Annotated in this window: 17 protein-coding genes and 3 pseudogenes; 3 read left to right on the forward strand and 17 right to left on the reverse strand. The window is 68.4% G+C overall.

Annotated elements, in window-relative coordinates:
- Positions 1-18: 18 nt before the first annotated feature.
- The 9 genes from ACLZOT_RS30790 to ACLZOT_RS30830 form a co-directional block, all read right to left on the reverse strand.
- Positions 19-2,475 (reverse strand): caspase family protein, encoded by a 2,457-nt coding sequence (locus ACLZOT_RS30790; RefSeq protein ID WP_416972384.1) that lies wholly within the window; start codon positions 2,473-2,475, stop codon positions 19-21.
- Between the two features lie 3 nt (positions 2,476-2,478).
- Positions 2,479-2,952: a hypothetical protein gene (locus tag ACLZOT_RS30795; RefSeq protein ID WP_416972385.1), complete on the reverse strand. Its 474-nt coding sequence runs from the start codon at positions 2,950-2,952 to the stop codon at positions 2,479-2,481.
- Positions 2,953-3,014: 62 nt separating this feature from the next.
- Positions 3,015-3,611, reverse strand: coding sequence for a hypothetical protein (locus ACLZOT_RS30800; RefSeq protein ID WP_416972386.1), 597 nt, complete (start codon positions 3,609-3,611; stop codon positions 3,015-3,017).
- A 70-nt stretch (positions 3,612-3,681) separates the two neighbouring features.
- The gene (locus ACLZOT_RS30805) at positions 3,682-4,092 is read right to left on the reverse strand and encodes a hypothetical protein (RefSeq protein ID WP_416972387.1); all 411 of its coding nucleotides are present in this window, start codon (positions 4,090-4,092) and stop codon (positions 3,682-3,684) included.
- A 14-nt stretch (positions 4,093-4,106) separates the two neighbouring features.
- Positions 4,107-8,585 carry an RICIN domain-containing protein gene (locus tag ACLZOT_RS30810; protein ID WP_416972388.1) on the reverse strand — a complete coding sequence of 1,493 codons (4,479 nt, stop codon included), beginning with the start codon at positions 8,583-8,585 and terminating at the stop codon, positions 4,107-4,109.
- Between the two features lie 185 nt (positions 8,586-8,770).
- A complete protein-coding gene (locus ACLZOT_RS30815) occupies positions 8,771-9,052 on the reverse strand; it encodes a hypothetical protein (protein WP_416972389.1) in 282 nt (93 codons plus the stop codon).
- Positions 9,016-10,254, reverse strand: a complete 1,239-nt coding sequence (locus tag ACLZOT_RS30820) for an AAA family ATPase (protein WP_416972390.1) — start codon at positions 10,252-10,254, stop codon at positions 9,016-9,018. The genes ACLZOT_RS30815 and ACLZOT_RS30820 overlap by 37 nt, the downstream gene beginning before the upstream one ends.
- Before the next feature lie 102 nt (positions 10,255-10,356).
- Positions 10,357-10,569, reverse strand: a complete 213-nt coding sequence (locus tag ACLZOT_RS30825) for a DUF397 domain-containing protein (protein WP_416972391.1) — start codon at positions 10,567-10,569, stop codon at positions 10,357-10,359.
- Positions 10,566-11,438 (reverse strand): helix-turn-helix domain-containing protein, encoded by an 873-nt coding sequence (locus tag ACLZOT_RS30830; RefSeq protein WP_416972392.1) that lies wholly within the window; start codon positions 11,436-11,438, stop codon positions 10,566-10,568. The genes ACLZOT_RS30825 and ACLZOT_RS30830 overlap by 4 nt, the downstream gene beginning before the upstream one ends.
- A 159-nt stretch (positions 11,439-11,597) precedes the next feature.
- Between ACLZOT_RS30830 and ACLZOT_RS30835 the strand changes: the two are divergent.
- Positions 11,598-12,080, forward strand: a pseudogene (locus ACLZOT_RS30835) (ATP-binding protein).
- On the opposite strand, the pseudogene ACLZOT_RS30840 reads toward ACLZOT_RS30835, so the two are convergent.
- A pseudogene (locus tag ACLZOT_RS30840) lies at positions 12,067-13,342 on the reverse strand (RNA-guided endonuclease InsQ/TnpB family protein). The pseudogenes ACLZOT_RS30835 and ACLZOT_RS30840 overlap by 14 nt on opposite strands.
- Positions 13,343-13,787: 445 nt before the next feature.
- Between ACLZOT_RS30840 and ACLZOT_RS30845 the strand changes: the two are divergent.
- Positions 13,788-14,008 (forward strand): annotated as a pseudogene (locus ACLZOT_RS30845) (hypothetical protein); the annotation flags it as partial.
- Between the two features lie 63 nt (positions 14,009-14,071).
- On the opposite strand, the gene ACLZOT_RS30850 reads toward ACLZOT_RS30845, so the two are convergent.
- From ACLZOT_RS30850 to ACLZOT_RS30880, 7 genes are all read right to left on the reverse strand, one after another.
- The gene (locus ACLZOT_RS30850; protein ID WP_416972393.1) at positions 14,072-14,461 is read right to left on the reverse strand and encodes a hypothetical protein; all 390 of its coding nucleotides are present in this window, start codon (positions 14,459-14,461) and stop codon (positions 14,072-14,074) included.
- Positions 14,462-14,565: 104 nt separating this feature from the next.
- Complete coding sequence (locus ACLZOT_RS30855; RefSeq protein ID WP_416972394.1) at positions 14,566-15,687, reverse strand: acyltransferase family protein; 1,122 nt, start codon at positions 15,685-15,687, stop codon at positions 14,566-14,568.
- 103 nt (positions 15,688-15,790) lie between these two features.
- On the reverse strand, positions 15,791-16,984 hold the full coding sequence (tuf, locus tag ACLZOT_RS30860; RefSeq protein ID WP_416972395.1) for an elongation factor Tu: 1,194 nt from the start codon (positions 16,982-16,984) through the stop codon (positions 15,791-15,793).
- Positions 16,985-17,139: 155 nt separating this feature from the next.
- On the reverse strand, positions 17,140-19,266 hold the full coding sequence (gene fusA, locus ACLZOT_RS30865) for an elongation factor G (RefSeq protein ID WP_416972396.1): 2,127 nt from the start codon (positions 19,264-19,266) through the stop codon (positions 17,140-17,142).
- Between the two features lie 39 nt (positions 19,267-19,305).
- Positions 19,306-19,776, reverse strand: a complete 471-nt coding sequence (rpsG, locus tag ACLZOT_RS30870; RefSeq protein ID WP_003992340.1) for a 30S ribosomal protein S7 — start codon at positions 19,774-19,776, stop codon at positions 19,306-19,308.
- Positions 19,777-19,778: 2 nt separating this feature from the next.
- Positions 19,779-20,150, reverse strand: coding sequence for a 30S ribosomal protein S12 (rpsL, locus tag ACLZOT_RS30875; protein WP_003948652.1), 372 nt, complete (start codon positions 20,148-20,150; stop codon positions 19,779-19,781).
- Between the two features lie 254 nt (positions 20,151-20,404).
- Positions 20,405-21,403, reverse strand: a complete 999-nt coding sequence (locus ACLZOT_RS30880; RefSeq protein ID WP_416972397.1) for a glycosyltransferase family 2 protein — start codon at positions 21,401-21,403, stop codon at positions 20,405-20,407.
- Between the two features lie 248 nt (positions 21,404-21,651).
- Here ACLZOT_RS30880 and ACLZOT_RS30885 point away from each other — a divergent pair, with 248 nt between their 5' ends.
- A complete protein-coding gene (locus tag ACLZOT_RS30885; protein WP_416972398.1) occupies positions 21,652-22,902 on the forward strand; it encodes a glycosyltransferase family 39 protein in 1,251 nt (416 codons plus the stop codon).
- Positions 22,903-23,356: the final 454 nt, after the last annotated feature.

Raw genomic sequence — 23,356 nt, forward strand, 5'->3', positions numbered from 1 at the left:
TCGGCGCTCTCCTCTCCATCACCCCTCCCCCGTCCCCGTCCGCGCGACCTCGTCCCGCAGCGCCGCCCCCAGATCGTCTCCCGGGTCCAGGCAACGCCCTTGCGCGGCGAGGGAGATGACCGCGTCGACCCGTCCCGCCTCGCACCCGCCGGTCACCAGCGACACCATGGTCACCGGTACTTTCGCGCCCCGGGCGAGCCCGAGGAGGTCGTCGAGGTTGCGCCCGGACAGCCGGTTGTTGTCCTCGTCGTCGGTCAAGTAGACGACGAGCGTGGGTCGTTGGCTGTCGGCGCCCTGCCGTCGCATGAACTCCAGCGCGTCCCTGAGCGCCCGGTGCGGATCGGCTTCGGCGTCCTGAACTCCCGCGGCCCGCGCGGCGGTCAACGCCCGCTCGGCATCGGCTCGCTTGTGCTGGCCGAACGGCAGCAGCTCGGTGTGCGTACGGCCGCCGGTCCCGGCGACCGCCCACACCCCGTACCGGTCGCCCTTCTCCCCGAGCCCGCCCAGCGACTGCTGCACCAGGCCCGGCCCGCCGCTGGGCCCTTTCCAGAGGTTGTCCATGGACCCGGAGCTGTCGAGCAGGAACAGCACCCGGCCGGGCCCGCGCGCGTTGCGGTACCGGTCGAGGACGGCGCCCATCGCGGACGCCTCGGCGAGTCTGCCCAGGTCACCGGGGTTGGGCAGGACGCCGGGCGCGGTCGTGCCGAGCAGCGGGTGGGGGGCGTCCGGCGAGCGGAACCCGTGTTCGCCGAGCACCGCGCGCCCCTCCGGCCCGGTGAGCCAGCGCCGGAACCCCTCCACGGCGTCGGCGCGCGCGTCGGCGTCCCGGTCGCCGTCGTCCCAGGTCACCCGGACGAACAGGGGCGCGAGGCCGGGGACGTCGTCGGGGTAGAGGGCGGTGCGGCGGGTCCAGCCGCCGCCGGGGCAGTCGGCGTACAGGGCGAACTCCGGTACGAGGGCGGCGCTTCGGTCGTCCGCGCACAGCAGGTCGACGCCGCCGCGCGCGAGCGCTCCGGGGTGCGCGATCCGGCGTTCGGCGGCGCGGGTGTCGGTGGATTCCGCGTACAGGCCCATGGTCGCGAGCAGTGCGGCATCGGTGAACTCCGGGTCGGGGCGCCGGACTTCGGTGCCGTCGGCCTCCGCGTCGGCGACCATCCGGGCGAGCGGGCGGGAGGTGAGCTGGTCGAAGTCGGCGCCGGGGGCGGCCAGGACGAGCGGCGAGTACGCCAAGGGGCCGCCCACGGGCGCGAGTTGGGCGAAGGTGCGGTCCTCGGGCTCGGGTTTCGCCCGGTCGAAGTCGGCGCGGGTCGCGGGGATCCAGATGTCGGGCTGCGGGCCGACGTCACGCTGCGGGTCGGCGTTGTCCCGGGGCCGCTGCCAGAAGTCCGTACGGCCCCGCAGGGTGTTGACGACGTCGGCGGAGCGGGCGCTGTACACGCCGATGCCGCTGGTCCGGCAGCCGTCACGGGAGTTGGCGTCCGACGCGGTGTAGGTGTTCGCGGCGTCGGTCAGGGCGGGTTCGAGGTCGGGGTCGGTGAGGAGGCGTAAGTGCAGGGGCGGGGCGCAGGGGGCATCGTCGTCGGCGAGGACGGCGATGGCACCGGCGCCGGTGGCGGTCGCGGCGAGGGCCAGCAGGAGGGTGAGGGCGAGGCGGTTGACGCGCCGGAGCAAACTCCGTACGGGTGGGGGCTGTTGGGGTACGGGTGCGGGCGCCGGCCGGCCTGTCGCCCCGAGGAGCACGTCCTCGCCCTGTTCCCACTCCGCCTGGGGTGCCTGGACGTCCTTGGAGAGCGTACGGACCTGGGCGTCCCGCATCCGCCCCTTCAGTCCCTCGTACACCCCCGACAGCCACAACTCCCCTTCTCCGCCCAGGACTTGGATCAGCTCATGGGTGAACGGCGTGGGCCTGCTGTGGTCGCCCGGGTCGATGAGCCGGTTGGACTGCACGCTCATCAGGAGCAGGATCTCGCGGCGGCGCCGGTGGTCGTCGAGGCGGTGCCAGAGGCCGGCCGCGTTGCCCGCGTAGCAGCAGTCCAGGATCACCATCACGCGTTCGGCCCTGCTCGCGGCGAGTTCGGCGAGGACGTCGCTGAAGCGGACGGCGCCGGAGAACGCGTCGCCCTTCCCCCGGACCAGCCGGGCGTTGCGCATCTGGAGGAACAGCTGCTCCCCCGACGTGGACACGATCCCGTGCCCCGCGAAGTAGAACAGCAGCAGCCCGTCCGCCTCCCGCGTGGCCCGCCGCAACGCCTCCGAGAAGTCATCCTGCGAAGGCGAGGCGTACGCCGCGACCGCGTCCGGCGCGAACACCCCGCCCCGCCGCAGCACATCCCCGAACCCCTTGCGGTTGTGCCGCACAGCCGGCAGATGCCCGGCCACACCGTCCTCGTCCCCGTCCGCCCGGGTGTGGTCGTACTCGGAGACACCCACGATCAGCGCCCGATTGACCTTGCCACGCGGGTCGTAGCCGCTCACGGGCTATTCCCGATCGGGGTCCAACGGATCGGAGGGCGGTTCGATGCGGGGGTCGGGGAGAGGTTCGGCACGCGGACCGGAAGGCGGCTCGGACAGCGGCTCGGCGCGCGGACCGGAGAACGGCTCGGCACGCGGACCGGAGAACGGCTCGACCCGCGGCTCGGGAAGCGTGGTCCCCCGCTCCACCTGCCGCCGGTTCTCCTTCCACGAGTCCACGGACCGCTTGGTCCACCCCAGCAACGTCCCCGTGGCGACGACCCCTTCGACGAGCTGAAGCACCAACTCCAGCTCCACCCCCATGTGTTCACGCCCCTCACCACCCCGGGCGCGCTCCTCGATCCTCAGCTTCCCCTCACGCACCAGCCTCCCGAGCGGCTCCTCCCGCTCCAGCCACGCCTTCAGCGCCCCGACGTCGCCCCGACTACCGTCCAGCCGAACCCGCACACCCGATCCGGCCACTGCTTCCCCCTCAGCCATACACCTCATCATGGCACCGCCCCGCCCCCGAGGGGACCCTTTGGACACAACCACCAAATCCGTCAGGCTGGGCCCCGCGGAACGTCCAACGCTGCCCTCAGCCAAGAGACGAGGCCGGTGTCCGAGACCTCCACCCAGGCCGCGCCAGGAAGCCGCGCGACCTCGTAGCACCCTTCACGCAGCTCACGCACCAGCACCTGGCGGCTCGCCGCATTCATCGGGTCTACTCTCAGACGCACGGCACCATGCGTGACCGTCGGGAAGGCGGTCCGGAGCACATCGTCCCGGTGCAGGCGGCGCAGGAGCCCTCCGGGGCCGAAGCCGGAGGACAGAAGGCCGGTCCACTGGGCAGCGGTGGGTTCGCCGCGGGCCAGCGCCTCGGCGAGTTCCCCCAGCTCCAGGAAGGGGAACCGTGCCGACAGCACATCCAGCGGCACACCGTCCCGCCACGCGGCGATCACGTCGACGAGAAGCGCGAGGTCGTCCGTCCCCCCGATCTCCCAGGAGAAATCGGGGATATGGACGCGCACCCGAAAGAGCCGCACCTCGTCGGACGGATCGACCGACACGTACCCCCTCACCGTCTCGACGGTGACGTCATCAGCGGCCCAAACGGGAACCCCGGCATCGAGTCCACGCCGCCGCGCGGTCTCCCGCACAGCCGCCCCGAGGCTTCCCGAAGCAACCACGTCCGGGTACAGATCTCGCCGACAGGTATCCATGTCTTCCTCAGACGGATTCCCTTCCCAGCACTTGAACATGGTCCGGGTTCAGGTCGTCGTCGGCCACCGCCGTAAACCCGGCTGACGTCAGAATCCCGATCAGCGCACCACGCATATGCATGGCGACCACTCCGGGATATCTACTGATCGACGCTGCTGAATCACCTCTTTGAAGACTGTCGGCGGCGGCTTGGATCATGTCCGGGTCGCAACTCCACCCCACCGACACGCCGCACACCACATCTGCGCCACGATCCACATAGACCACCGCACCGGCACGTTCCTCGACTCGGGAGTCGTACAGAAACACGGGCAGGCCCGCCCGCCGCAGCTCGGTACACGCCTGATCGGCAAGTTCAACCCTGATGGCAACGACCTCGTCCGACGCATCGTGGTAGTCGAAACCGTACTCGGACACCACTTCTCCTTCTCTCAACCTCCGAACGCCCGGATGTACTTCTGCAAGAGAGCGGCAGACCCTTCCCCGTGAGGAACGGACCAACTGATCGGGGTTCCAGGTTTGAGGACGGACTCCAGTACAGGCGCACAGGCTCCGCAAGGGCTTCGTTCACTGTACAACTCGGCGATCTGGGTCGGTTTGAAACCCTTCGCCTTGAGTTGATCCAAGATGTGATCCTCCGAGTGATATTTTTCCCCGTTGACCTTGCCCTTGCTGAATCCGTACACAAAGTCCCCGGTCTTGGCGTCGTTCCAGCCTGGCACTCGCGCGACCGCGACATTCCTTCCCGGGCCGAACCCGACCGCAACCCTGGCTCGATAAGCCAAACGACTCAGCTCAGTGGAGCCATACGCAATGATGCCTTCACAAGCATTCCCACTGGAGCGAACCACCAGCAGGCGCGGGCTTTTCGTGCACGTCCTGACCAGATCGTCCAGGATTTTCGCACCGATGCCCTCGACTACGTCGTCGGACAGCTTGAGGGCACGCAGCCCCTTCCACGCATCCTCGAATCCGATGCCGGTCCGTACCGCGGCATCCAATGCCTTGACGGCATCCGAGAGGGATGCGAGCGGTCTGCCGAGCGGAATGAAGATGGCCGCGGTCCATGCGCAGGCGCTCTTGCTTCCGTGGAAGCACTTGATCGCGTCCCCGAGGATGATGTTGTACAGAACCGTGCCGAGCGTTTCACCGAAAAGGTTCTGCCAACCGATTCTGATGATCTCACCGCCGGAAAAATGGTGAGCCCACTCGGTCGCCTGGTCTTTCAGGGTCGTTTCGTAGAGCCAGCGCCAAGCCCCCTTGGGGCAGCCCTGAGCCGTCGCGAGCGCATCCCTGTCTCCGCACAGATAGAAGTCGGCAACGACATCCACACGCAGCTCGTAACGGGCGTCACAACCGACAAGAGGAGCTGTGGACGGGCACTCACCGATCTGCTTCGCCGAGACGAACTGTGTCTTCTCTTCATCGAGAACGTAGAAGACACCTCCGATACCGGTACCCGCACCAGCAGCAACCTGCTCGTTGGCTCCCTTACGTTCGGCGGACTCCGCTGCCTGCTGCGCCTCCTTCGCGTACTTGTCCGCATCCTTCGCGGCCTGCTCAGCCTCGGTCGCGGCCACATCTGCGCGGTCGGCGGCGGCGCGGGCGTCTTTGGCCGCCTGCTCCGCCTGAGCAGCGGCGTCCCGGGCCGCGGAGGCGTCGAGCGCGGCCTGGTCGGCGGAGGACCGGGCCGAAGCGGCATACCCCTCGGCCCGCCCGGCAGCGGCGTCGGCGGCAGACGCATCCGCCGCGGCCTGCCGGTCGTACTCGACCGTCCGGGTCAGCGACGCGGACGCCGCCGCAGCCGCCTTGGCCGCATCCGCCGAGTACCCGAGCGCCTCCTTGGCATAGCCCCGGGCCGTCGAGGCGTGCCCGGCGGCGTTCGCGGCGTGGATGTACGCCTGCTTCGCGTCCCCCTTCGCCTGGTCCGCGAGGTTCTTCGCGGCCGAAGCCTCGGCGGCGGCGTTGCGCGCGTGCGCCTCGGCGACGGCCCGCTGCTGCTCGGCGATCGTCTTGGACGCCTGCCCGGTCAGGACCACCAGAGACGCCGCCGGGTCGGTGTCGGCGTACACGGAACCGATCTGGATCGCGTCGTTGGCGGGGTCGGCGACCTGTACCGCAGCCGCGCCGGCGTCGGCGGCGGCCTGGGCGGTGACGTACGCGAACCCGGCGGCCTTGGCCGAGGCGGCGACCGCCCGGGCGGCCTCCTCGCGAGCCCCGTTCGCCTCGGTCTTGGCCGTACGGGCCAGCGCCCCGGCCCGGTCGGCGGCCTCGACGGCCGCAGCGGCTTCGGCAGCCGCGTGCCGGGCCGCCTCGATGGCGTCCGCGACGGCGGAGGTCGCCGTCTTCACCGCGGCCTCGGCGCGCAGCTTCGCCGCCTGGGCGCCGTCCGCGTTCGCACGGGCCCGACCGGCGGCAGCCTCGGCACGGGTCGCGGCGGCGTCGGCATCGGCGGCGGCCTCCGTCGCCGCGTCGGCGGCCGTACGGGCACGGCCCGCCGCAGCGGAAGCGTCCCCGGCATGCCGGTCGGCCTCGTCAGCGGCACCCCGCGCCGCGTCAGCGGCGTCCCCGGCGTCCAGAGACTGCGCGTACGCCTCCTTCGCGTCCGCCTTCGCGCGCAACGCGTCGGCCTTCTGCTCCGCCTCCCACGCGTCGTCCCGCTTCGCCTTCGCGTTGTCGCGGGCCTTCACCGCGTCGTCGCGGCGGGCAGACGCGGTCGCCTCGGCGGCCTGAGCCTGCTCCCGGGACGTCTGCGCGTTCGCGGCCTCGGTCCGGGCCGTCTCCTTGTGCTGGTTGGCCTCGGCCTGCTTCGCGGCAGCGTTCTTCTGCTCCGCGAGGGCCGTCTTCTCCTCCGCCTCGGCCGCGAGCCGCTTGGCCCGCGCGTCGGCAGCGGCGGCCTTCGCGTCACCCTCCGCCTTCAGCGCGACGGCGAGCTTCGCCTCCGCGGTCTCCTTGTCCTTCTTCGCGTTGTCCCGGTGCATGAGGGCCGCGTCCGAGGCGGCCTTGGCCTGCTCCTCGGCCGTCCGCGCGGCCTCCCGCCGGAACTCCGCCTTGGACTGCGCGCTCTGCGCCACCGCCCGCTGCGCGACGGTCTCACTGTCGGCGGCAGCCGCCCGGGTCGCCGCCTCGGCGGTCTCCCCCGCCTTCACCAACGCGGTCAACGCCGCCACCGAACCCTTGACGACCTGCGCCTTCTGCAGACCCGCCAGCAGCCCACGCCCACGCGGCGCACCGGCGGCATCAGCGATGCCGTACGCGGCCTGAAGTGCCGTGTCGGACGCGGTGGCCGCCTTACGGGCGGTCTCCAACTGCGGCTTCAGAGCGGCGAGTTGCTTCTTCGCCTCCGCCCGCGCATCGGCGACGACCTTCTTCGCCTTGTCGAACTCCGCCTTCTTCGGATACGACGGGCTACCGGCGCCCTGATGGCCGGACGGCTTGATCAGGAAGTTCTGGGCGGCCGGGACGGGCGTCTTGCAGTCCCACAGCCGCGCGTCCGTGCCCTTGGTGAAGTTGGCCAGGTCCAGGCACTTGCCCGTGCTCACGCTCTTCAGCGGCGCGGTGGCCCGCGGATTGCCTTGCCAGGACTGCCCGTTGGTCTTGTAGCACTCCATCACCTGGATCTTCGTGCCGTTCCCGGAGGCGTTCCCCGCGACGTCCAGGCACCGCTGCGAGACGACGCTGCGCAGATGCAGCGCGCCCGCGCCGCCTTCGAGGGTCCACTGCTGGGCCGAACTGCCGTTGCACGGATAGATCTGTACGGGCGTGCCATTGACGGTGCCGCTGCCCGCGACGTCCAGGCAGTTGCCCTTCGCACCGGGCACCTCGACCGTCACCGTGCTCTCGCCGATCCACCCCACCCCGCCGGCCGCCCAGTAGTCCTGCCAGCGGGTCGCGTAGTCCGCGAGCCACGACTGCCCGAGCAACTGCCCCAGCGTGTACGTGCCGTCCTGCAACGCCTTCGTCGCGCTCGCGGACGCCGCGAGGATCTGCTGGCGCGGCGCGGCCTGCGAGGCGATCTCCCGCTGCCACTCGGCGGACGCCTGCGCGACCTCCTTGCCCAGCACCCGGTTCGGGTCGATCGGCGAGTGCCAACTGCACGACGCGAAACGGGACTTCAGGTCCTCGACCGCAATACGGAACTCCGGGCTGTCCGGGGCCGTACCGGTACGCGGGAAGCCGCCCGACGCCAGGAAGATCCGCGCGTCATCCGCGAACACCCTCGGCACGAACAGCACGTTGGGGACGATCTCCCCCGAGTTCTTCTGCCACAGCTTCCACGCCTCCCGCTCCGCCGACGTGCCCGCGGAGGTGTACAACGGGTCGCCGATCGCGAGCGCGGCCGTCTTCGTCGCCCTGTCCGCCGTGGGCGACGGCTCGTAGAACGGCGAGAACAGGTCGATCGACTTCGAGTAGGACTGCCACAGCCACGGCACCAGCCCGGTCCGCTCGAAGATCCCCCACGCACCGTCCCGCTTCGAGTAGAAACTCAGCGAGGAGACCGCACCGTTCCAGGCGAGTTCCTGGTCGTTGGTCCTCTTCACCCACTGGTCGCTGCTCGCGGCGTCCGCGCGGTACGCCTGGTGCAGCGGCGTGCTGTCGTCGGTGATGTCCCGCACGACCTTCTGATGCAGCTGATCGTCCGGCAGCGTCAGAGCGTTCTGCGCGAGCGCGAAGAGATTCGCTCCTCCTTTGCGCAGGGCGTCGGAGGCCACGCACTGGTCCGCGCGCACCTGCTCCGCGGCCTTGCTGTCGAAACCTTCGTACGAGTCACCGGCGGCGGTGACGCGCTGCTCGGCCGCTTGACTCGTCGGTACGGCGAGGCCGCCCAGGACGGCCAGGGCGGCAATGGATGTGATGGCAGACGTGAACGATCTGCGTCGCAAAAATATCCCCCCATAGGGCATGTGCATGTCAGACGAAGGGATGGTCGACTCCTTCGAACAGATGCGCGGAACTCACCGTAGCCAGGGGGAACCGGGGCACAGCAAGGGATTAATCGACCGCACCCCAAGGAGCACGGGAAACGTGAAGAAACCGAAAAGATTCCGCCGAAACTTGGCCGAAAGCGCCTCGCTCGAAACGGGCACCCGCCTCCTCAGTGAGGCACCCCCGCCCACGTCCCCATCGTCGCCTCCAACGTCCAGATCCGAACCTCCGCCCGCAACCGCGAGGCGTACAGGTCGCGTTCGGCGACGATGCTGAGGTCGCCGGTGCCGAGTTGCTGGCGTACGGCGTGCTCGGCGAGGTCCATGCCGGTGCAGCCGCCATCGCAGAGGCTGACCAGGAAGTCGGCGTTCCAGGTCCGTTCGTGGAGGACCCACGGCGCTGTACCGGCTGCGGTCAGGCGGCGGACGCCCGCCTGACGTCGTTTCTCCATGCATCGGGCAACCGCCCCTCGGCGACGGCGTCTCCGAGGTCCCCGGCGGCCAACAGGTCGACGTACCCGGGCAGTTCGGGCAGCGGCGTCAGCAGGCTTTCGCCGGTCCCCGGGTCGCGGCTGCACACGATGACGCCTGAATGGTCGTCGGCGGTGAGGGAGTTGAGCAGTGCCGGGCTGTGCGTGGTGAAGAGGACGTCGATACGGCGGCGCCGGGTCTCCTCCTTCATCAGGTCCAGGACCCGCGCGGCCTGCGTCGGATAGAGCCCGTTCTCGATCTCCTCGATGACCAGGTGCCGTCGGCTGCTGAGGAAGGCGGTGCCGAAGGCGAGGAAGCGGAGCATGCCGTCGCTGAGGAGGCGGGCGGGGACTTCGTGGTCGGCGCCGTGGTACCCGGACTCGCTCAGCAGGAGCTGTACGTCGCCGAGTGGCGTATCGACGAACCCGACCCCCTTGACCAGGTACTCCGGCATACCGGCGACCAGATCCGTGAGCCTGTGGAAGGCGTCCGGTTCGCTCTGCGCAAGCCGTGCGACGACCGCGCTCAAGTTGTCGGCGCTGCGCCGCAGTTCGGAGTCCCGCTCGTTGACGTAGCTCCGCATGAGGTGGGGGACGGGGTCGAGGAGGAAGACTTCACGGAGGGCGGTGAGGACAGTGTGAGCAGCCCCGTTCACCAGCTGTTCCGCCTTGGTGGCACTGTCCGTCTGGGCAGGAGGAAGCTGGCTGATCAGCAGCCGATCGGCTGCCGAAACGATCTGAACACGACCTACCCCATACCGTCCATGCCCATAACCACCAAGCAGCAACGGCCGCCCTGCCAACCGCCGATTCCCGTACGACACCCCCTCGACGGCGACAAGATCCTCCCGCACGATCCTCACCTCGGGCCGCACCTCGACCTCGACGTCCAGATCGAACACGGCCTCCCCCTGCCGAACCCGGCACCCGATCTGGAACGAGTCCTCCCCCAGCGGAGCACACCCTTCCACCCCACCCCGGACGGAGTCCTCACGCCCGTCCAGCGCATCCCGCACCGACTCCCCCGAAGCCAGCCGAGCCAACACCATCAACGCGTCCAGCGCGTTCGACTTCCCGCTCCCGTTCCGCCCGATCAGCACGGTGAGGTCCTGCAAGGGCAACCGCTGCCCGGTGAAGCTCTTGAACGAGGTCAGCCGCACCTCCTCCAGACGGGGCCCTTCCACCGCTCACCTCTTTCCACACGCCGACCAGGTCACCCCAGTCTGTCAGCTCGGGGCCGCCGGCTCCCGGTCGGAACACGGCGGCGCGACGCTTCCGACGCGGGGTCAGTGGGAGGTGGTGTGGGAGATGAAGGTGGACCAGGTGGCAGGGGTGACCTGGAAGGTGGGGCTGGCGGCGGTGAGTTTGGAGTCGCGGATGTGTACGCGGGTGGGGGTGGTCGCGATCTCGACGCAGGAGTCGCCTTCAGGGCCGTCGCTGTAGCTGCTCTTGAACCACGCCAGCTCGGAGAGGTCACTGGCGGGGGCCTTGCCGATCATGTTTCTCCCAGCAGTTGTTCGATGAAGGCCAGTGACTCCCGTGGAGTGAGAGCCTGCGCCCTGATTGTGCTGTATCGCAGCTCAAGGATGCGTAGTTGCTTCGGTTCTGTGACGGGACGGCCGTTGAAGGCCCCTTCGGAACGGCCCACCGCCGCACCGTCCGCGAACTTCAGCACCTCGATCTTGCCGCTCAACCTCGGGTGGGCTCCAGAGTTCGTCGGCATGATCTGCAAGGTCACGTTACGCAACTTCGCCAGCTCCAGCAGGTGTTCGAGCTGACGCCGCCAGACCATTGTCCCCCCGACCTGTCGGCGCAGAGTCACCTCTTCCTGGACGAAGCTCAGGGCCGGTGCCGGGTCCCGCTCGAAGATGCTCTTCCGGGCCATCCTTGCCGCCACCAGCCTCTGAAGGTCCGACTCCGTGTAGGCGGACTGGGACACCTCGAACAGCGCCCGCGCATGTTCCGGCGTCTGCAACAGCCCGTGCAGACTCAGCCCGACGTACACCCCCATCTCGACGGCCTTGCCCTCGCGCTCCTTCAGGTCCCGCACCTTCTTCGGGTACCGAACCTTCTGCACGTTCTCCTTCAGCTCCGAGATCATCCCCCCGGCATCCAGAGCCGCATCCGCCCGGTCATAGAAGTCCAGCTTCGCCGGAATCCGCTCCCCCCTCTCGATCTTGTAGATCATGTCCTCGCTGTAGTTCACCAGCTTCCCGAACTGCACCGCCCGCATCTTCCGCAGCTCACGCCACTTCTTGATCTGTCGGCCGGCGGTCTCCAGCACCGCCAAGCCCCACTCGTCATCGGGGTCAGGAGCCCAACCCGGCTCCTCCTCGGCCTCGTTGACCTGCTGAACGTTCTCCGTCATGGCCCGCCCTTCCACTCCGCGCAGCGCCCTCCTCGCGACGCCAGGTACCCAAGCAACGCCCTAGACCCCCTAGACGCCACTAGACAGCGCCAAGACAGTCACCGTACGCAGTCGAGAAGTAGCCGATAACGGTAGCCACCCACCGCCACCCTGGGTGACATGAACGATGGATCTCCCCAAACCTCCATCCCCGCCCGCACCTTCAGCGTCCAACTCTCCCCCACCCGCAGGGGCGCCCGCCTGGCCCGACTCCTCGTCACGGAACAACTCCGTTCCTGAGGCCTCCCGTTGTACCCGGCACAACAGGTCATCGCCGAGCTCGCCAACAACGCCTCGACCCACGGCCGCGTCCCCGGCAGGGACTTCCGCGTCGCCATGTACGTCACCGGCGACACCCTCCGCCTGGAGGTCACCGACACCCGCGACGACCGCATCCCCCGCCACCAACCCCCCATCGACGACGGCGAGTCGGGCCGGGGCCTCGCGCTGGTGGAGGCGCTGACGGAGAGGTGGGGCGTCGCGTTCGGCCCCACGCCCCGCAAGACCGTGTGGGCAGAGATCGGTCTACGGCTCGACCGCCTCGCGGGGAACGGCGTTCCGGCGGGCGGAAGTTCGGACCGACGCGAGGTCAACCACCATTGACGTGCTCCTTGGCCTGATGTCCAGGGATTCCGGTCTGGACCGCCTGTCGGCCCTTCCGGTGGCTTCCTGCTTCACCGCGCTGCGCGGGCACGTGTGCCCGTCTTACCGGCGCTCCACGAGGCGTTTTGCGTCTCCGCCCGCCCGGCGGCGACGATACGGCGTCCCTCGAAGAGGACATTGCGGCCCGCATTGTGGTCACGGTCGTGCACGGTGCCGCACGCGCCGCACGTCCACTCCCGGACGTGCAACGGTTTGGGTCCGTCCCGGAACCCGCAGGCCGAGCAGATCTGCGAGGACGGGAAGGCCCTGCCCACCTTGGCGAACGTACGGCCGTGCTTGACGGCCTTGTACTCCAGCATCCGTACGAACGCGGACCATCCCGCGTCGTGCACGGACTTGGCAAGCCGGGTACGGGCCAGGCCGGACACCGCGAGGTCTTCCACGTACACCGCTTGGTTGTCGCGGACGATCCGTGTGGACACCTTGTGGTGGAAGTCCCGGCGCCGGTCCGCCACCCTGGCATGCTGGCGTGCGACCTTGACGCGGGCCTTGGCCCGGTTCTTGGATCCCTTGGCCTTGCGGGAAAGCTCCCGCTGGAGGCGCCTGAGTTTCTTCTCCGCCCGGCGCAGGAAGCGTGGGCTGGCGATCTTCGTCCCATCGGACAGGACGGCGAAAGCCGACAGCCCGAGGTCGATACCGCACTCCGTCTCCACTCCGGGAAGGATGTCCGGTCCGGTGTCGACGACGAAGCTGAGGAAGTACCGGCCGCAACTGTCCCTGGTGACCGTCAGGGACGTGGGTGCGGCCGGAAGCCGACGCGACCACTTGACCTTGAGGTTGCCGACCTTGGCCACGTACACCGTGCCGTTCCCCTGAAGGGAGAAGGCGTTGGTGTTGAAACGGACCGACTGCCGGGTGTCCTTCTTCGACTTGAAACGGGGCGGACCGACCTTGCAGCCTTTCCGCTGGCCCGTCAGGCTGTCGAAGAAGTTCTTGTAGGCGGAATCCAGATCCCGCAGGGACTGCTGGAGCACGACCGCCGACACATCGGCCAGCCAGGCACGCTCCTCGGTGCGCTTGGCCTGAGTGATCCGCAGCCGAGACAACTCCGCCGACGTCACATACGGCAGCCCCGCCGCGTGCGCCTCCCTCCGGTCACGCAGGCAGTCGTTCCACACCACACGCGCACACCCGAACGCCCTCGCCAGCGCACGGCGCTGGGAGCCGTCGGGGTAGGCCCGGTAGTTGTAGCGGAGCTGCATGCCAACCACGCTACGCACACAGATCACGCACCGTGTACCAAAGATCGAAATTGATCGATAGTTTGTTCTATTTTCCATATCTGGCTGACATGGGATCAGACTTCCGTGCACAGCCCGCGATGACTCCGCGGCGCACCTGAAGGAGTTCAACAGCGAACGCGATCACGTTCATTTTCTGGCGCACCACCCGCCCAAAGTCGCCGTCTCAAAGCCAGTCAACAGCCTCAAGGGCGTTCCCGCCCGCCGGATACGGCTGGAGGCACCTGTGGCCGCCCTCGCATTGCTCCCCATCGTGCGACGGAGCACCATCGGCAATCGTCCGCCAGCACATCGAGCAGCAAAACGTCCGCTCCAAAGCGCACGTCTCTTCTCTCTCCCTCTACAGCGAGGACGTCACGATCGCCGACTGGACGATCTCGACGGGCGGCCTCCCGAGGTACGACGAATGATCCCGTGTCCCGAGCAGACGCCGGAGGCCCTGCGTGCGACGCTCGCCGTCGTCGCTCCCAGCCGCCTGAAAGAAATGCAGGCCACCAAGGACGACGCGTTCGCGCAGGCCGTCGAGTGGCGGTTCCTCAGCCCGTACAGAGCCGGGTCCTCATCTGGGCCCGGGAGATCGAGATCGCCCGCCGCCCTGAGCTGTCCGCACGCCGAGCCAGGGCCGACCACCAGCCCGAACGGCCCGGCGGAACCCCCGTCCCCACCGGGCCGCCCGCCCAGCTCCCCCCGTCAGCCCCCGTCAGTGATCGTCACGCAGGGCAGCCCCACGCTCCGCCCGTCATGCCACCCCTCGACACAGATCCGCGTCCCGGGCGGGAAGTTCTGGTTGATGTTCTTGTAGTCGCGGTACCTGGTCCACGCGGGGACGTTCTCGACCTTGGTCCAGAGGTTGATCTGACCGTTCGTGCTCCAGATGTGCGTCTTGATGTCCCGGTTGCTGATGTTGCTGGACCAGACGTTGACGTCGATCTTCCCGACGTACCGCCCGTCCGTGTTGATGGAGAAGCAGGTCTGGTTGTTGCACCACTCCCCGCTCGCGGAGGCGGGCGTGGTGGTCGCGAAGAGCAGTCCGGTGACGGCTGCGGCCGTACCCAGAAGGGCGGCGGCGTTCTTGAGCATGGTGGTCCTTCCCCCGATGCGGTTGGTCGAACACGACCACCCTGCTGCGCCCACCGCCCCACGTCACGCTTTTCGAAGTCCTTCGAAACGTCCCGCCGGAAAGCTCACCCCTTCAGGCGAGCGAACGACGAGTCGAGCCCGCGTTTGACGACCCCGGCGAGCGGCCGCTCGACGACCCGGTGGACTCCCCAGCTGAGCGCCATGAACCCGGCGAGCACGACGCAGATGAGGAGCCGCGCGTCGAGATCGTCACGGAGCCGGCTGATCAGCGTCGTACCGGCGGCGTAGTGGAGGAGGTACAGCGGATAGGTGATCGCCCCGGCCGTCACCAGCCACCTGCCCCGCACCCAGTCCAGCTTGCCCAGCGCGATGGCGACCATGACCAGCAGGAACACGGTGAAGATGAGGACCGCGCCCCGCCACCCGGACACCCCTTCGACGTTGTCGATACGGTGCCCGATCTCCTTCTGCCCCATGAGCCAGGACATCCCGAGGATGCCCCACAGCAGCAGGTCCTGCCCGAAGCGGTACATGAGATACAGCGCGAGCCCGGCGATGAAGTACCAGGCCCCGTCGGGGTTGGCGATCAGGGAGAACAGGGGCCACCCGGCGGAGGGCGCGAGCATCGCGGCGGCCCCCCAGAGGCAGCAGAACAGCACGACCCGCCGATAGCTGAGCCCGACCGCGACGACCACCAGGAACAGGAGATAGAACCGGAGTTCGGCCCACAGCGTCCAGTACACCCCGTCGACGTTGGCGACCCGCGACCCGGACTGGAGCATCGTGAGATTGACGAGCACGTCCCGCGCCTGGAGCTTCTCCCAGACGCCGGGGAACGCGGCGAGCACCCCGGTCGTGAAGAGGACCGCGAACCAGTACGCGGGGTACAGCCGGATCACCCGGGAGACGAAGAACTGCCGGGGTGTACGCCCCCAGCAGGACATGCAGATCACGAACCCGCTGATGACGAAGAAGATCTCGACGCCGATCCAGCCGTAGGAGGCGACCCGGAACACGTCCGGCATGATCTCGGAGACGGGCCGCCCCCAGATCGGGTTGCCGGGCCGGTCCGCGCGCGCGGTCCCCGCGAAGTGGTGCAGGGCGACGAAGAGCGCGGCGAACAGCCGCAGCCCGTCGAGGACGTACAACCGGGGACGGCGCCGGTCCGGATCGAGCGGCGCGGTCAGCGGCGGCTGCGAACGCTGAGTGAAGGTCAGGCCAGTCATCGGCGCTCAGCGTACGGAGCACGCATAACCCCGGGTGAACAAAGAAAGAAGACCCGTACGACCGGAGTCGTACGGGTCTTCTCGGAGACTCAGAGCCTCAAGATCACTTGTTGATCTTGGTGACCTGGCCGGCGCCCACGGTGCGACCACCCTCACGGATGGCGAACTTCAGGCCCTCTTCCATGGCGATGGGCTGGATGAGCTGAACCGACATGTCGGTGTTGTCACCCGGCATGACCATCTCGGTGCCCTCGGGGAGGGTCACGACGCCGGTCACGTCCGTCGTACGGAAGTAGAACTGCGGGCGGTAGTTGTTGAAGAACGGCGTGTGACGGCCACCCTCGTCCTTGGACAGGATGTACGCCGTGGCCTCGAACTCCGTGTGCGGGGTGACCGAGCCGGGCTTGATGATGACCTGGCCGCGCTCGACGTCCTCGCGCTTGATGCCGCGGAGCAGCAGACCGACGTTCTCACCGGCCTGGCCCTCGTCGAGCAGCTTGCGGAACATCTCGATACCGGTGACCGTGGTGGTGGTCTTCTCGGTCTTGATGCCGATGATGTCGACGGTCTCGTTGACCTTGAGGACACCACGCTCGATACGACCGGTGACGACGGTGCCACGACCGGTGATCGTGAAGACGTCCTCGATCGGCATCAGGAACGGCTTGTCGACGTCACGCTCGGGCTGCGGGATGGACTCGTCGACGGCGGTCATCAGGTCGAGGACCGTCTTCGACCACTCCGGGTCGCCCTCAAGGGCCTTGAGCGCGGAGACCTTGACGACCGGCAGGTCGTCGCCCGGGAACTCGTACTCGGAGAGGAGCTCACGGACCTCGAGCTCGACGAGCTCCAGGATCTCCTCGTCGTCCACCATGTCGGCCTTGTTCAGGGCGACGACGATGTAGGGGACGCCGACCTGGCGGGCGAGGAGGACGTGCTCCTTCGTCTGCGGCATCGGGCCGTCGGTGGCGGCCACGACCAGGATCGCGCCGTCCATCTGCGCGGCACCCGTGATCATGTTCTTGATGTAGTCCGCGTGACCCGGGCAGTCGACGTGGGCGTAGTGACGCGCCTCGGTCTGGTACTCGACGTGCGCGATGGAGATGGTGATACCGCGCTGACGCTCTTCCGGCGCCTTGTCGATGTTGTCGAACGCGGTGGCCTCGTTCAGGTCCGGGTACGCGTCGTGCAGCACCTTGGTAATGGCGGCCGTGAGGGTCGTCTTACCGTGGTCGATGTGACCGATGGTGCCGATGTTGACGTGCGGCTTAGTCCGCTCGAACTTCGCCTTCGCCACTGGGGTCCTCCTGAAGTGGTTCTGTACGCCTTGGGTTCATCGGCGCCAGGTGATCTTTGCTGTTGGGTCCCGGGCCCCGGGCCGTTCCGCCACGAATGCGGAGGAATGGCCCGTGAGACACCGGGGTCAAGCCTACGGCGTGGAAACGCGGTGCGTTACTCGCCCTTGGCCTTCGCGATGATCTCCTCGGCGACGTTCCGCGGAACCTCGGCGTAGGAGTCGAACTGCATGGAGTAGCTGGCCCGGCCGGACGTCTTGCTGCGCAGGTCGCCGACGTAACCGAACATCTCCGAGAGGGGCACGAGGCCCTTCACGACGCGGGCACCGGCCCGCTCCTCCATGGCCTGGATCTGGCCACGGCGGGAGTTGATGTCGCCGATGACCTCACCCATGTAGTCCTCGGGAGTGGTCACCTCCACGGACATCATCGGCTCCAGGAGGACGGGGCCGGCCTTGCGGGCGGCTTCCTTGAACGCCTGGGAACCGGCGATCTTGAACGCCAGCTCGGAGGAGTCGACCTCGTGGTAGCCACCGTCGAGCAGCGTGACGCGGACACCCGTCATCTCGTAGCCCGCGAGGATGCCGAACTGCATGGCCTCCTGAGCACCGGCGTCCACCGAAGGGATGTACTCCTTCGGGATACGGCCACCGGTGACCTTGTTCACGAACTCGTACGACGTGTCGCCGCCCTCGATCGGCTCGATCGAGATCTGCACCTTGGCGAACTGACCGGTACCACCGGTCTGCTTCTTGTGCGTGTAGTCGACCCGGTCGACGACCTTGCGGATCGTCTCACGGTAGGCGACCTGCGGCTTGCCGACGTTGGCCTCGACCTTGAACTCACGGCGCATCCGGTCGACCAGCACCTCAAGGTGCAGCTCGCCCATACCGCCGATGATGGTCTGGCCGGTCTCCTCGTCCGAGTGGACCTGGAAGGAGGGGTCCTCCTCCGCGAGACGCTGGATCGCGATGCCCAGCTTCTCCTGGTCGCCCTTGGACTTGGGCTCGATGGCGACCTGGATGACCGGCGCCGGGAAGTCCATGGACTCCAGGATCACCGGCTGCTTGTCGTCGCACAGCGTCTCACCGGTGGTGGTCTGCTTCAGGCCCATCACGGCGACGATGTCACCGGCGCCCACCGCCTCGATCTCCTCACGCTTGTTCGCGTGCATGCGGTAGATCTTGCCGATGCGCTCCTTCTTGCCCTTGACGGAGTTCAGCACGGCGGTGCCGGACTCCAGGCGGCCCGAGTAGACCCGGACGAAGGTGAGCTTGCCGAGGTGCGGGTCGCTCATGATCTTGAACGCGAGCGCGGAGAGCGGCTCCTCGTCCGACGGCTTGCGCTTGACGACCTCGTCCGGGTTGTTGACGGCGTGGCCCTCGATGGCCTCGACGTCCAGCGGAGTCGGCAGGTAGCGCACGACCGCGTCGAGCAGGGGCTGAACGCCCTTGTTCTTGAACGCGGTGCCGCAGAACACGGGGGTGACCGTCACGCCGTCGGACTTGCCGGAGGCGATGGTGATCTTGCGGATCGCGGCGTAGAGCTGCTCCTCGGAGGGCTCCTCGCCCTCCAGGAAGAGCTCCATGATCTCGTCGTCGTAGTCGGCGACGGCCTCGATCAGCTTGTTGCGGTACTCGTCCGCGGCCTCGGTGTGCGTGGCGGGGATGTCGACGACGTCGTACATCTCGCCCTTCGCCGCCTCCGCCGACCACACGAGCGCCTTCATGCGGACGAGGTCCACGACGCCCTGGAAGTCGGCCTCGGCGCCGATCGGGAGCTGCATGACGAGCGGGACGGCGCCCAGGCGGTCCGAGATCATGTCCACGCAGCGGTGGAACTCGGCGCCGGTACGGTCCAGCTTGTTCACGAAGCAGATGCGCGGCACGCCGTAACGGTCGGCCTGACGCCACACCGTCTCGGACTGCGGCTCCACACCGGCGACACCGTCGAACACCGTGACAGCGCCGTCGAGCACGCGGAGCGAACGCTCCACCTCGACCGTGAAGTCGACGTGCCCGGGGGTGTCGATGATGTTGATCGTGTAGTCGTTGTCCTCGAGCGGCCAGTGACAGGTGGTGGCAGCAGAGGTGATCGTGATGCCACGCTCCTGCTCCTGCTCCATCCAGTCCATGGTGGCGGCGCCGTCGTGGACCTCACCGATCTTGTAGCTGACGCCGGTGTAGAAGAGGATCCGCTCGGTGGTGGTCGTCTTGCCCGCGTCGATGTGGGCCATGATCCCGATGTTGCGGACCTTGGCCAGGTCAAGTGAAGTGGTAGCCATGAGGCTTCGGTCTTCTCTCGGTCTCGATGGGGTCTGCGACTACCAGCGGTAGTGCGCGAAGGCCTTGTTGGACTCGGCCATCTTGTGCGTGTCCTCGCGCTTCTTGACGGCCGCACCGAGGCCGTTCGAAGCGTCGAGAAGCTCGTTGAGCAGGCGCTCGGTCATGGTCTTCTCGCGACGGGCGCGGGAGTAACCGACGAGCCAGCGCAGCGCGAGCGTGTTGGCGCGACCGGGCTTGACCTCGATCGGGACCTGGTACGTCGCACCACCGACACGGCGGGACTTGACTTCGAGCGTCGGCTTGATGTTCTCCAGCGCGCGCTTCAGCGTGATGATCGGGTCGTTGCCCGTCTTCTCACGCAGACCCTCCATGGCGCCGTAGACGATGCGCTCGGCGGTGGAGCGCTTGCCGTTCAGCAGCACCTTGTTGATGAGGGAGGTCACCAGGGGGGAGCCGTAAACCGGGTCGATGATGACCGGGCGCTTCGGGGCGGGGCCCTTACGAGGCATTCTTACTTCTCCTTCTTGGCGCCGTAGCGGCTGCGGGCCTGCTTGCGGTTCTTGACACCCTGGGTGTCGAGGGAACCGCGGATGATCTTGTAGCGAACACCGGGCAGGTCCTTCACACGGCCACCACGCACGAGCACGATGGAGTGCTCCTGCAGGTTGTGTCCCTCACCCGGAATGTAAGCGGTGACCTCGATCCCGCTGGTCAGACGCACACGCGCGACCTTACGCAGGGCCGAGTTCGGCTTCTTCGGGGTGGTCGTGAACACACGCGTGCAGACGCCGCGACGCTGGGGCGAACCCTCAAGTGCGGGCGTCTTGTTCTTCTCGACCTTGTCCTGCCGGCCCTTCCGGACCAGCTGCTGGATCGTAGGCACTACTTCTCCGGTTTCTGTGTGCCGATGGTGAAGCTAACCTGGAACATCGCCGACCCACGCGGTCGGGTGTGTCGGATCCGCCGGACCCCCGCCGCGAGGCGGGAAGAGGCGCGGATCGCGGTGGCCGTACACGGCTCGTATGCGGTTGAAGGCACGCACAGGAGCCAGGGCACACCCCAGGCACAAGGTCTGAGCGTACCCAGCACACCGACTCCGGTCAAAACGAATACGCAGGGCACGACACGCCGGTGATGTCAGGACTTCGTCCGGAGACCGGCATCGGCAGGGGAATCGGCGTGCGTGTCACCGGCCACGAAGTACGTCGGCCTGTTCTGCACCGCCGTGTAGATCCGGCCCACGTACTCCCCCAGCAGCCCCACGCACACCAGCTGTACGGCCCCGATGAACAGCACCCCGATGAACAGGGACGTCCACCCCGGCACCGTCTCCTCGTAGGCGTGCGCCCACAGCGTGTAGCCGATCAGGCCCAGGCACACCAGGAACGCGAAGCCGCCCAGCCAGGTCGCGATCCGCAGCGGCGCCGCCGAGAAGCCGGTCACACTGTCCACCGCCAGCCGGATCATCCGGCCCAGCGGGTACTTGCTGTGCCCCGCCGTCCGCGCCTCCCGCTCGTACGTCACCTCACCGCTCGGGAAACCCAGCCACGGCACCAGGAGCCGGTACACCCGCTGCTGGTCCGGCAGCGCCTTCAGGGCGTCCACGGCGGCCCGGCTGAGGAGACGGAAGTCACCCGCCTGCGCGGGCACGGAGGGGCCCGCCAGGCGCCGTACGAGGCGGTAGTAGAGGGATGCCGTCCAGCGCTTGAAGCCGGTGTCGGTGGCCCGGTCGGCACGGATGCCGTAGACGATGTCGAGGCCGCTGCCGCGGGCCAGGTCCAGCATCTCCGGGATCTTCTCCGGGGGGTCCTGGAGGTCGGCGTCGATACTGACGACGTACGCGCCGCGCGCCCGGTCGAGACCGGCGGTGAGCGCGGCCTGATGGCCGGAGTTCCGCCGGAGCGTGATGATCCGCAGCTCCGCCCAGCCCAGCCGGAACGCGTCCAGAAGTACGCCGGTCCGGTCCGCGCTCCCGTCGTCCACGGCGACGACCTCGTACGGCACGTCCCGCAGCCCATCGAGAACCGGCCGCAGTCTGCTCACGAGGGCGGGCAGCGCCTCTTCCTCGTTGAACATGGGAATGACGACCGAGAGCGCAACCGGCTCCCCCGGTATGCCATCGTCCTGGTTGTCCACGCGCCCCTCCCGAACCTGTGGAGCGGATGTGCGACTCTGATGCGATCTTATGCCTAGGCTCTGTCGTCACCTTCCCGTCGTACGCCCGAAGGGCGTGCCGGGCGGGGTCTGGTGCGTGCAGCTGCAAGGCGGAGGAGGGCGGCGATGCGGAGCATCGACAACCGACGACAACGCCGCAGATGCGCGTGCCAGACCCCGCCCGGCAGGCGGGAAGGTGACGACAGAGCCTATAAGGGGGAACCCGTCGAATGAGTACCACCGCGACCGATCCCATGGTGACGGCGCCGAAGCCACCGCGCCGCTTCGCGGTGCCCGACGGGGTACGACCGTACCTCCCCGCGCTCGCCCTCTACGGCGTCTGCAAACTCGTCGGCCTGACGGTGTTCGCGTATCTCCTGGAGTGGACCGGCGACTACAAGACCAAGGATCCGCGCTTCGGGGGCGGGGCGCACTGGTGGGACGTCCTCGCGACCTGGGACGGCTGGTGGTACCTCCAGGTCGCCGAGAAGGGGTACGACCCGAAGCCCCTCCAACACCTCGCGCCCGGCGGCATGTTCACGGTCCAGCAGGACTCGGTGGCCTTCTTCCCCCTCTTCCCGGCCCTCATCCGGGGCACCTCCGAGATCACCGGCCTCGGCCTCTACGGCTCCGCGATCCTCGTCTCCGTCATCAGCTCCTTCGTCGCCGCGGCCGGTATCTACGCGGTGGTGTCCCTGTTGGCGGGCCCCCGCGCCGGCACCATCGCCGCGGGCCTGTGGGCGATCCTCCCCGGCGCCGGCGTCGAATGGGCCGTCTACTCCGAGTCCCTCTTCGTCGCCATCGCCGCGTGGACCTGCTGGTGCGTGATGAAACGCCGCTGGGTGGCGGCGGGCCTGCTCGCCTTCCTGGCGGGCCTCAACCGGCCTACGTCCGCCGCGCTCATCGGCGCGGTCGGGCTCGCGGCGCTGGTGACACTGGCACGCAGGGAGTCCCGCCGCGAACACGGCATCGCCGGGCCCGTGTACGCCATGATCGCGGCGCCGATGGGGCTGCTGACCTACATCACCTGGGTCGGGCTCAGCATGGGCGACCTCACCGCCTATTTCACCCTCCAGCGTGAGGGGTGGGCGCACTACTTCGACTTCGGGGCGTACACGTTCGACGTCCTGCGCAACACCGCCGTCGGCAAGACCGACTACCTCTTCGCGTTCCCCACGCCGGACCTGATCGCCGTCCTCCTGGTCCTGACCCTCCCCTTCCTCATCGCCCTGATGCTCCGCGCGAAACCCCCCCTGGTCCTCGTCGCCTACACCCTCGCCTCGATCATCACGGTCCTGGGCACCCAGCAGATGTTCGCGAACACCCCGCGGTACCTGCTCCCGGCGTTCCCCCTCCTCCTCGCACCCGCGATGGCTCTGGGCCGGTTGAGGTGGACGACATTGGCAGCACTGTTCGGGACGTTCGCGGTGGCTTCCGGGTGGTATGCGCATTACTTGATGTTCGAGCTGGGGATTCCGTAAGCGGGGGGATGCGGCGGCGGGGGTGCGGCGGCCGGGGGGCGTCGACCTTGGCCAGCGCCGGCGCCGGGGCTTGCGCGGCGACTCTGGGGGCGAGCGTCGGCCTTGGCGGGCGCGGGCCCTGGCGAGCTCAACCAGCAGCCCTGGGGCAGCGTCAGCCTCGGGGGCATGCGGTTCCCCCAGGGGGCGAGCGTCGGCCTCGGCAGGCTCACCCAGCGGCCCAGGGCACAAGCGCCAGCCTCGGAGTCACACGACAGCCCCAGGGGGCCAGCGTCAGCCTTGGCAGGTGGCCGACCCTGGCTGGCTCAAGCAGCGCCCTCCGGGGCAAGACCTCGGGGTCACGCGGCAGCCCCGGGGGCAGGCGTCAGTGCTGGCCGGCTCAAGCGGTGGCCCTGGGTGCAGGCTTCGGCCTCGGAGTCACCCGGCGGCCCCGGAGGTCAGGCAGCGTCTCTGAGGC

Origin of the sequence: Streptomyces sp. 4F14 (assembly GCF_048159485.1) — a bacterium.
Classification (GTDB): domain Bacteria; phylum Actinomycetota; class Actinomycetes; order Streptomycetales; family Streptomycetaceae; genus Streptomyces.

Excerpts from the sequence above, each read along its gene's own strand:
- ACLZOT_RS30815 (WP_416972389.1), bottom strand. The coding sequence starts at position 9,052 with ATGGAGAAACGACGTCAGGCGGGCGTCCGCCGCCTGACCGCAGCCGGT.
- ACLZOT_RS30885 (WP_416972398.1), top strand. The coding sequence starts at position 21,652 with ATGAGTACCACCGCGACCGATCCCATGGTGACGGCGCCGAAGCCACCG.
- ACLZOT_RS30795 (WP_416972385.1), bottom strand. The coding sequence starts at position 2,952 with ATGGCTGAGGGGGAAGCAGTGGCCGGATCGGGTGTGCGGGTTCGGCTG.
- ACLZOT_RS30810 (WP_416972388.1), bottom strand. The coding sequence starts at position 8,585 with ATGCACATGCCCTATGGGGGGATATTTTTGCGACGCAGATCGTTCACG.
- ACLZOT_RS30855 (WP_416972394.1), bottom strand. The coding sequence starts at position 15,687 with ATGACTGGCCTGACCTTCACTCAGCGTTCGCAGCCGCCGCTGACCGCG.
- ACLZOT_RS30850 (WP_416972393.1), bottom strand. The coding sequence starts at position 14,461 with ATGCTCAAGAACGCCGCCGCCCTTCTGGGTACGGCCGCAGCCGTCACC.
- ACLZOT_RS30825 (WP_416972391.1), bottom strand. The coding sequence starts at position 10,569 with ATGATCGGCAAGGCCCCCGCCAGTGACCTCTCCGAGCTGGCGTGGTTC.
- ACLZOT_RS30830 (WP_416972392.1), bottom strand. The coding sequence starts at position 11,438 with ATGACGGAGAACGTTCAGCAGGTCAACGAGGCCGAGGAGGAGCCGGGT.
- rpsG (WP_003992340.1), bottom strand. The coding sequence starts at position 19,776 with ATGCCTCGTAAGGGCCCCGCCCCGAAGCGCCCGGTCATCATCGACCCG.
- fusA (WP_416972396.1), bottom strand. The coding sequence starts at position 19,266 with ATGGCTACCACTTCACTTGACCTGGCCAAGGTCCGCAACATCGGGATC.